This is a genomic window from Pseudomonas sp. G5(2012), from assembly GCF_000408945.1.
Taxonomy (GTDB): Bacteria; Pseudomonadota; Gammaproteobacteria; order Pseudomonadales; family Pseudomonadaceae; genus Aquipseudomonas; species Aquipseudomonas umsongensis.
This window is the reverse complement of the sequence record NZ_APIO01000127.1, coordinates 19,884-27,876: the sequence shown is the minus strand read 5'-3', so window position 1 is coordinate 27,876 and position 7,993 is coordinate 19,884. Positions and strand designations below refer to the sequence as shown.

Below are 7,993 nucleotides of genomic sequence, written 5' to 3'. Positions count from 1 at the left end.
TGCAGCCCGGGACGCTCCGCGTTCCAGTCGCGCCGCAGTATGTAGTGGTGCGCGTCAATACCAGCGCTGAATCTCGATCAACCCGTCCAACCCCGCGTAGTTCCTCGCACTCGAGTAACGCCAGTGCTCCGGCAAGTCCACATACCCCCGCTTCACCGGGTTGTTGTGGATGTAATCGAGTTTCTGGCGCATCACCGACTCACTGAAAACCATTTCCGCGTGCGAGCCTTCCTGCCACAACTGGTACACCCGATCCTGCTTGTGCGCCCGCTTGCTGAAGCGCAGTCGCTGTAGGGCTCTATCCGCCCCCTTGCTTTGCAGGTCGTTGATGATCTGTCTCGCGGTATAGGATTTGAACTGGCTCAGGGACTTGCCCAGGTCAGGTGCCTGGGCAACGAAGTGCAGGTGATTTTCGAGGACCACATAACCAAACAGCTGCAGGCTGTGGTGGGTTTGCTGGTAACGCCAGCAGTCCAGCAGGTGGTCGACGATATAGGGGCGGATGAACAGCGGGAGCCATTCCATGAGGGTACAGGTGAGGAAGTGGGGTTTGTCAGGCTCGGTGATGGAGTAACGGCTTCGGCCCATGGGATTCGTCCTTGAATCTTGCGGTGCGGCGGGATGGAACGCGTAGCGTCCCTGGATGCATTCCTTTGCTGCGCGTGGGAACGATCATGATGCGGCCGACGATGCAGACGCGATAGGGGACGAGTCTGCGGTGGCAGTGGGAAATGTCTACGCGAAGGTAAAGCCACCCCTGATGATCGTTCCCACGCGCAGCAAAGGAATGCAGCCCGTGACGCTCTGCGTCACAGCGGGGCCGCATGTATTTGCAACCCATTAACAGGCTTCGCAACTGTCACTTGTAACAGTTACCCACCATTCCAATTGAGCTTAGATTGGCCCCGGAAGGCAACGCCTTCATCAAGCCACCTCAAGGAATGGAATATTTCACTATGAGCAACGAACGCAGGCTGCAAACCCTACAGAAAAAGCGCACTGTCGAAGCCAACGACATCTTCAAGTGGCGCTTCAACGCTGAAGGCGAATTCATTGAGGCAAGTGATACAGGTGCATACCTATGGGAAGGCAGGCCAGGCCAGTTTTACTGGGTATGGGAGGGTTGGACCGGCTCTCATGACACCAACGATATCTTTTTTTATGACTTCTCCATCCCCTATGTAGACGATGAAATCATAGACCGCACCTTCACTCTCGGTACAGGTGGACTGACCTTTGATCATGCTTTTTCAAAAGGGAACGGACAGCTCGACGTCGCCCGTGCGCAGTCAGCAACGGTTCATATCAAACTCGACCCGAAAACCCGACAAAGCGAGGGCTATTTCGAAACAGTCTTCCTGGGCATTCATCAATCGCCCGAAGGCAAGTTCTCTTTCGAACGAAAAATCCCCTGACCTGGTGATGAAGGCGTGGCACCCCTGTGCCCGCCTTTCTAAAAACTCATTTCAAACTCACAATCTTCAGCTAACAGCGCGAACAACATCCGCAACGCGCTTTGCAGCCAACGCCAGATGCTGCTCATGGCTAAACCCCGACGCCTTCAACGGCTTCAAATCATGATCCCCCGCCACCAGCCAAAACACCTCGATACTCGGTGACAGCGCGTAGCCCTCGACCGCCTCGCGATTGCCCAACGCATCCCGCTCGCCCTGCACGATCAACGTGCGCGTCTTCAACGCCGCCAGATGCTCCACCCGCGGTTTTTCCGGTTTACCCACGGCATAAAACGGATAACCCAGGCACACCAACGCATCGGCACCCAACTCATCGGCGAGCATGCTGGCGACCCGTCCGCCCATCGACTTGCCGCCAATGGCCAGCGTCCCAGTGACATGGCGTCGCACCTGGTCATACACCTCGCGCCAGCACTCCAGCAGCCTTGGCATCGGATTGGGCGGGCGCTTGCTACCGTCGACACGCCGCTGCGCCATGTACGGAAACTCAAAGCGCAATACGTTGACGCCTTGTGCCACAAGGCGTGCGGTCATGTCGTTCATCCAGTCGCTGTCCATTGGCGCTCCAGCGCCGTGGGCCAGGATCAGGGTTGCCGAGGCCTTGCCCGAAGCCGCATCCCACAACCATCCCTTTTCGCGCACGCACTGCGCCCATTGATCCCCGTCAATACCGGCCATGTGCTGTTTGTCCATGCTTGCCTCGCTTTTAGTCTGCCTATAACTCCAGGCGCAGGGTGCACCGTTTGTGCAGCCAGCGGCTGAACCGTGGATGGGGAACCATGAACACTTCTATCAGTACCGCCTACAACTACAAGGTGGTCCGCCAATTCGCCATTATGACGGTGGTGTGGGGCATCGTCGGCATGGGGCTCGGGGTTTTTCTCGCTGCCCAGTTGGTCTGGCCCGAACTCAACTTCAATTTGCCCTGGACCAGCTTCGGCCGCCTGCGCCCGCTGCACACCAACGCGGTGATCTTCGCGTTCGGTGGCTGCGCCCTGTTCGCCAGTTCGTTCTATTCGGTACAACGCACCTGCCAGACGCAATTATTTGCGCCAAAAATAGCTGCGTTCTGCTTCTGGGGCTGGCAGCTGGTGATTGTCCTGGCGGCCATCAGCCTGCCGTTGGGCTACACCAGTTCCAAGGAATACGCCGAGCTGGAATGGCCGATCGACATCCTGATCACCATCGTCTGGGTCGCCTACGCCGTGGTGTTCTTCGGCACAGTGATGCAGCGCAAGACCAAGCACATCTATGTCGGTAACTGGTTCTTCGGCGGGTTCATCATCACCGTGGCGATCCTGCACATCGTCAACAACATGGAACTGCCCGTCAGCTTCACCAAGTCCTACTCGCTGTACTCCGGCGCCACCGATGCGATGGTGCAATGGTGGTACGGCCACAACGCCGTGGGCTTTTTCCTCACCGCCGGTTTCCTCGGGATGATGTATTACTTCGTGCCGAAACAGGCCGAGCGCCCGGTGTATTCCTATCGCCTGTCGATCGTGCACTTCTGGGCGCTGATCACCCTGTACATCTGGGCCGGCCCCCACCATTTGCACTACACCGCCTTGCCGGACTGGGCGCAGTCGCTGGGCATGGTGATGTCGCTGATCCTGCTGGCGCCCAGCTGGGGCGGCATGATCAACGGCATGATGACGCTCTCCGGTGCCTGGCATAAGTTGCGCAGCGATCCGATCCTGCGCTTCCTCGTGGTATCGCTGGCGTTCTACGGCATGTCGACCTTCGAAGGGCCGATGATGGCGATCAAGACGGTCAACGCCCTCTCCCACTACACCGACTGGACCATCGGCCACGTGCACGCCGGCGCGCTCGGCTGGGTGGCGATGATTTCCATCGGCGCGCTGTACCACATGATCCCCAAAGTCTTCGGACGCGAGCAGATGCACAGCATCGGCCTGATCAACGCGCACTTCTGGCTCGCCACCATCGGCACCGTGCTGTACATCGCCTCGATGTGGGTCAACGGCATCGCCCAGGGCCTGATGTGGCGCGCGGTGAACGAAGACGGCACGCTGACCTACTCCTTCGTCGAAACCCTGGTGGCCAGCCATCCGGGCTTCGTCGTGCGGCTGGTAGGCGGGGCGATCTTCCTGAGTGGCATGTTGCTGATGGCCTACAACACCTGGCGCACCGTGCGGGCCTCGCAGCCTGCCGACGCCGTCGCTGCCGCGCAGATGGCCTGAGGAGTCCGCCATGAAACACGAAACAATCGAGAAAAACGTCGGCCTGCTGATGCTGCTGATGGTGTTGGCCGTGAGCATTGGCGGCCTGACCCAGATCGTCCCGTTGTTCTTCCAGGACGTGACCAACAAACCGGTGGAAGGCATGAAGCCCTACACCGCACTGCAACTGGAAGGCCGCGACATCTATATCCGCGAAGGCTGCGTGGGTTGCCACTCACAGATGATCCGCCCGTTTCGCTCCGAGACCGAACGCTACGGGCACTACTCGGTGGCCGGTGAAAGCGTTTGGGATCACCCGTTCCTCTGGGGCTCGAAACGCACGGGCCCGGACCTGGCGAGGGTCGGCGCGCGCTACTCCGATGACTGGCACCGCGCGCACTTGTACAACCCGCGCAACGTGGTACCGGAATCGAAGATGCCGGCGTACCCGTGGCTGGTGGCCAACGCGGTCGACAGCGGCCACACCGAAACCAAGCTCCGCGCCATGCGTACCCTCGGCGTGCCCTACACCGACGAGGACATCGCAGGCAGCGTCGAGTCGCTCAAGGGCAAGTCGGAGATGGATGCGCTGGTCGCCTACCTGCAAGTGCTCGGCACTGCGATCAAGAGCAAGAGGTGAGTCATGGTCGTTGAAATGAGTACTGGAATGATCCGCGGCCTGGGCACCGTCGTGGTGTTCGTGGCCTTCGTCGGCCTGACGCTGTGGGTGTTCAACGCCAAGCGCAGCGCGCAATTCGCCGAAGCGCGACTGCTGCCGTTCGCCGACGAGCCACAAGCCCAGACCCCCGAAGAATCCGCCACAAGGAGCACCCGGCCATGACCACTTTCTGGAGTACGTGGATCTGCGTACTGACCATCGGCAGCCTGATTGGCCTGACCTGGCTGCTGATCGGCACCCGCAAGGGCGAAACCAAGGGCAGCGTCGACCAGACCATGGGCCACAGCTTCGACGGCATCGAGGAGTACGACAACCCGTTGCCGCAATGGTGGTTCATGCTGTTCGCCGGCACCCTGGTGTTTGCCGTCGGCTACCTGATCCTCTATCCCGGCCTGGGCAACTGGAAAGGCATCCTGCCCGGCTACGCCAACGGCTGGACCGGCGTGCACGAGTGGGAAAAGGAAATGGACAGGGCCGACGCCCGGTTCGGACCGATCTTCGCCAAATTCGCCGCCATGCCGGTGGAAGAAGTGGCCAAGGACCCGCAAGCGCTGAAAATGGGTGGGCGCCTGTTCGCCTCCAACTGCTCGGTGTGCCACGGCTCGGATGCCAAGGGCGCGTTCGGCTTCCCCAACCTGGCGGACAGTGACTGGCGCTGGGGCGGCGACGCCGACACCATCAAGGCCACCATCCTCGGTGGGCGCATGGCGGCGATGCCCGCCTGGGGTGAAATCCTCGGCGAAGCAGGGGTGAAAAACGTTGCTGCCTATGTACGCCACGAACTGGCCGGGCTGCCATTGCCGGCGGACGACAAGGCCGACCTGCAAGCCGGTCAGCAAGCCTTCAGCACCACCTGTACCGCCTGTCACGGGGCAAACGGCCAGGGCACCGCAGCCATGGGCGCGCCGAACCTGACGCACCCGGCCGGGTTCATTTATGGCACCAGCCTGACCCAGCTCGAACAGACCATCCGCCACGGTCGCCAGGGTCACATGCCGGCGCAGAATGAGTTGCTGGGCAACGATAAAGTGCAACTGCTCGCGGCTTATGTGTTCAGCCTTTCGAAAGGGAATGAGCAATTGAGCGGCAAGCTTCAAGCAACAAGCGAAAAGTAAAAACAAGAAGCTGCAAGCGACGAGATCACTCTTGAAGCTTGCAGCTTTACGCTCCAGGCTGCTTCCTTTTGTCACACCCTTCCTGAGTCCTCCTTTCGAATCCCCGCATTCGGGTCTACGCTTGATCGATGCGGACTGGCCCGTGCCGGTTCCAGGTCATCCTTGCGCGATGTGTTCGCCCCCGTCGACTGACTGACAGGCCGCAAACGCTGGTAGATACCGGCTGTCGAGCCAAATACCGTCGGTCGCCGACCAGGCCTTTTCAACACACCTTGTTACAAGCGACCTGAACCCCCTCGCTTTTTCCGTTCACTGCGACATTTTGTCCGAGGCCATTTTTGTCCTTACGCGGCGCATGGAAAGGCCGCAGAATCAGCATTTGAACGCATTGACCCAGGTCATGGCGCGTTGCAATGACCCCCTGCTTTCTCCATACTTGCGGCCGATTTTTAATCCTAATAAAACACCCAAACCGTGGAACCTTAGAATGAGCACAGCAATCAGTCCGACTGCTTATAACTATAAGGTAGTCCGCCAGTTCGCCATCATGACGGTGGTCTGGGGGATCCTTGGCATGGGGCTCGGTGTCTTCATCGCCTCGCAACTGGTCTGGCCGGAGTTGAACTTCGGCCTGCCGTGGACGAGCTTTGGACGCCTGCGCCCGTTGCACACCAACCTGGTGATTTTCGCCTTCGGTGGTTGTGCACTGTTTGCCACTTCCTACTACGTCGTGCAGCGAACCTGCCAAACGCGACTGATTTCCGACAGCCTCGCGGCCTTCACCTTCTGGGGTTGGCAAGCGGTGATCGTCGGCGCCATCGTTACCTTGCCGCTGGGTTACACCACCACCAAGGAATACGCTGAGCTGGAATGGCCTCTGGCTATTCTGCTGGCCATTGTCTGGGTTACCTACGGCCTGGTGTTCTTCGGCACCATCACCAAGCGCAAGACCAAGCACATCTATGTGGGCAACTGGTTCTACGGTGCTTTCATCGTCGTGACCGCGATGCTGCACATCGTCAACCACATGTCGCTGCCGGTCAGCCTGTTCAAGTCCTACTCGGCCTACTCGGGCGCGACCGACGCGATGATCCAGTGGTGGTACGGCCACAACGCCGTAGGCTTCTTCCTGACCACCGGTTTCCTGGGGATGATGTACTACTTCGTGCCGAAACAGGCCGAGCGTCCGATCTACTCCTATCGCCTGTCCATCGTGCACTTCTGGGCGCTGATCACCCTGTACATCTGGGCCGGTCCGCACCACCTGCACTACACCGCACTGCCGGACTGGGCCCAATCGCTGGGCATGGCCATGTCGATCATCCTGCTGGCGCCAAGCTGGGGCGGCATGATCAACGGCATGATGACCCTGTCGGGCGCCTGGCATAAGCTGCGTACCGACCCGATCCTGCGCTTTTTGGTGGTGTCCCTGGCGTTCTACGGCATGTCGACCTTCGAAGGCCCGATGATGGCCATCAAGACCGTCAACTCGCTGTCGCACTACACCGACTGGACCATCGGCCACGTACACGCCGGCGCACTCGGCTGGGTAGCAATGATCTCGATCGGCGCGATCTACCACATGATCCCGAAACTGTTCGGTCGCGCGCAGATGCACAGCATCGGCCTGATCAACACGCACTTCTGGCTCGCGACCATCGGTACCGTGCTGTACATCGCTTCGATGTGGGTCAACGGCATCACCCAGGGCCTGATGTGGCGTGCAATCAACGACGACGGCACCCTCACCTACTCGTTCGTCGAAGCGCTGCAAGCCAGCCACCCTGGCTTCATCGTTCGCGCCCTGGGCGGTGCGTTCTTCGCCACTGGCATGCTGTTCATGGCCTACAACGTATGGCGTACCGTACGTGCCTCGCACCCGGCAGAGGCTAAAGCTGCCGAACAGATCGTTGTAGTTGGAGCTCACTGATGAAGCATGAAGCAGTCGAGAAGAATATTGGCCTGCTGGCCTTCTTCATGGTTATCGCCGTCAGTGTCGGCGGCCTGACCCAGATCGTTCCGCTGTTTTTCCAGGATGTCACCAACAAGCCGGTCGAGGGCATGAAGCCCCGCCCTGCCCTTGAACTGGAAGGCCGGGATGTCTACATCGCCAACGGTTGTGTCAGCTGCCACTCGCAGATGATCCGCCCGTTCCGTGCTGAAACCGAACGTTACGGCCACTACTCGGTCGCCGGTGAGAGCGTGTGGGACCACCCGTTCCTGTGGGGTTCCAAGCGTACCGGTCCGGACCTGGCCCGTGTCGGCGGTCGTTACTCCGATGACTGGCAGCGTGCGCACTTGTACAACCCGCGCAACGTGGTGCCTGAGTCGAAAATGCCGGCCTACCCGTTCCTCGTGGAAAACAAGCTCGACGGCAAGGACACCGCCAAGAAAATGGAAGTCTTGCGCGCGCTCGGCGTCCCTTACACCGACGAAGACATCGCCGGTGCCAAGGATGCCGTGAAGGGCAAAACCGAAATGGACGCGCTGGTGGCCTATCTGCAAGGCCTGGGCACCATCATCAAAAGCAAACGGTGATCT

9 protein-coding genes are annotated in these 7,993 nt (G+C 59.8%); 7 read left to right on the top strand and 2 right to left on the bottom strand.

The window, feature by feature from the left end:
• Window positions 1-54 precede the first annotated feature (54 nt).
• Window positions 55-588 (bottom strand): hypothetical protein, encoded by a 534-nt coding sequence (locus PG5_RS29175; RefSeq protein WP_020800676.1) that lies wholly within the window; start codon window positions 586-588, stop codon window positions 55-57.
• 368 nt (window positions 589-956) lie between these two features.
• On the opposite strand from PG5_RS29175, the gene PG5_RS29165 reads away from it, so the two are divergent.
• Entirely contained in the window at window positions 957-1,415 is a 459-nt protein-coding gene (locus PG5_RS29165) for a hypothetical protein (protein WP_155943759.1), read from the top strand.
• A gap of 66 nt (window positions 1,416-1,481) precedes the next feature.
• On the opposite strand, the gene PG5_RS29160 is transcribed toward PG5_RS29165, so the two are convergent.
• Window positions 1,482-2,168, bottom strand: coding sequence for an alpha/beta fold hydrolase (locus PG5_RS29160; protein ID WP_020800674.1), 687 nt, complete (start codon window positions 2,166-2,168; stop codon window positions 1,482-1,484).
• 86 nt (window positions 2,169-2,254) lie between these two features.
• Between PG5_RS29160 and ccoN (PG5_RS29155) the strand changes: the two genes are divergently transcribed.
• From ccoN (PG5_RS29155) to ccoO (PG5_RS29130), 6 genes are all read left to right on the top strand, one after another.
• Window positions 2,255-3,679, top strand: a complete 1,425-nt coding sequence (gene ccoN / locus PG5_RS29155; protein ID WP_020800673.1) for a cytochrome-c oxidase, cbb3-type subunit I — start codon at window positions 2,255-2,257, stop codon at window positions 3,677-3,679.
• A gap of 10 nt (window positions 3,680-3,689) precedes the next feature.
• Window positions 3,690-4,298: a cytochrome-c oxidase, cbb3-type subunit II gene (ccoO, locus tag PG5_RS29150; protein WP_020800672.1), complete on the top strand. Its 609-nt coding sequence runs from the start codon at window positions 3,690-3,692 to the stop codon at window positions 4,296-4,298.
• Window positions 4,299-4,301: 3 nt separating this feature from the next.
• Window positions 4,302-4,499 (top strand): CcoQ/FixQ family Cbb3-type cytochrome c oxidase assembly chaperone, encoded by a 198-nt coding sequence (locus PG5_RS29145; protein WP_020800671.1) that lies wholly within the window; start codon window positions 4,302-4,304, stop codon window positions 4,497-4,499.
• Window positions 4,496-5,452 (top strand): cytochrome-c oxidase, cbb3-type subunit III, encoded by a 957-nt coding sequence (ccoP, locus tag PG5_RS29140; RefSeq protein ID WP_020800670.1) that lies wholly within the window; start codon window positions 4,496-4,498, stop codon window positions 5,450-5,452. Before PG5_RS29145 ends, ccoP begins: the two co-directional genes overlap by 4 nt.
• A gap of 487 nt (window positions 5,453-5,939) precedes the next feature.
• On the top strand, window positions 5,940-7,382 hold the full coding sequence (gene ccoN / locus PG5_RS29135; protein ID WP_020800668.1) for a cytochrome-c oxidase, cbb3-type subunit I: 1,443 nt from the start codon (window positions 5,940-5,942) through the stop codon (window positions 7,380-7,382).
• Entirely contained in the window at window positions 7,382-7,990 is a 609-nt protein-coding gene (gene ccoO, locus PG5_RS29130) for a cytochrome-c oxidase, cbb3-type subunit II (protein ID WP_008057891.1), read from the top strand. Before ccoN (PG5_RS29135) ends, ccoO (PG5_RS29130) begins: the two co-directional genes overlap by 1 nt.
• Window positions 7,991-7,993: the final 3 nt, after the last annotated feature.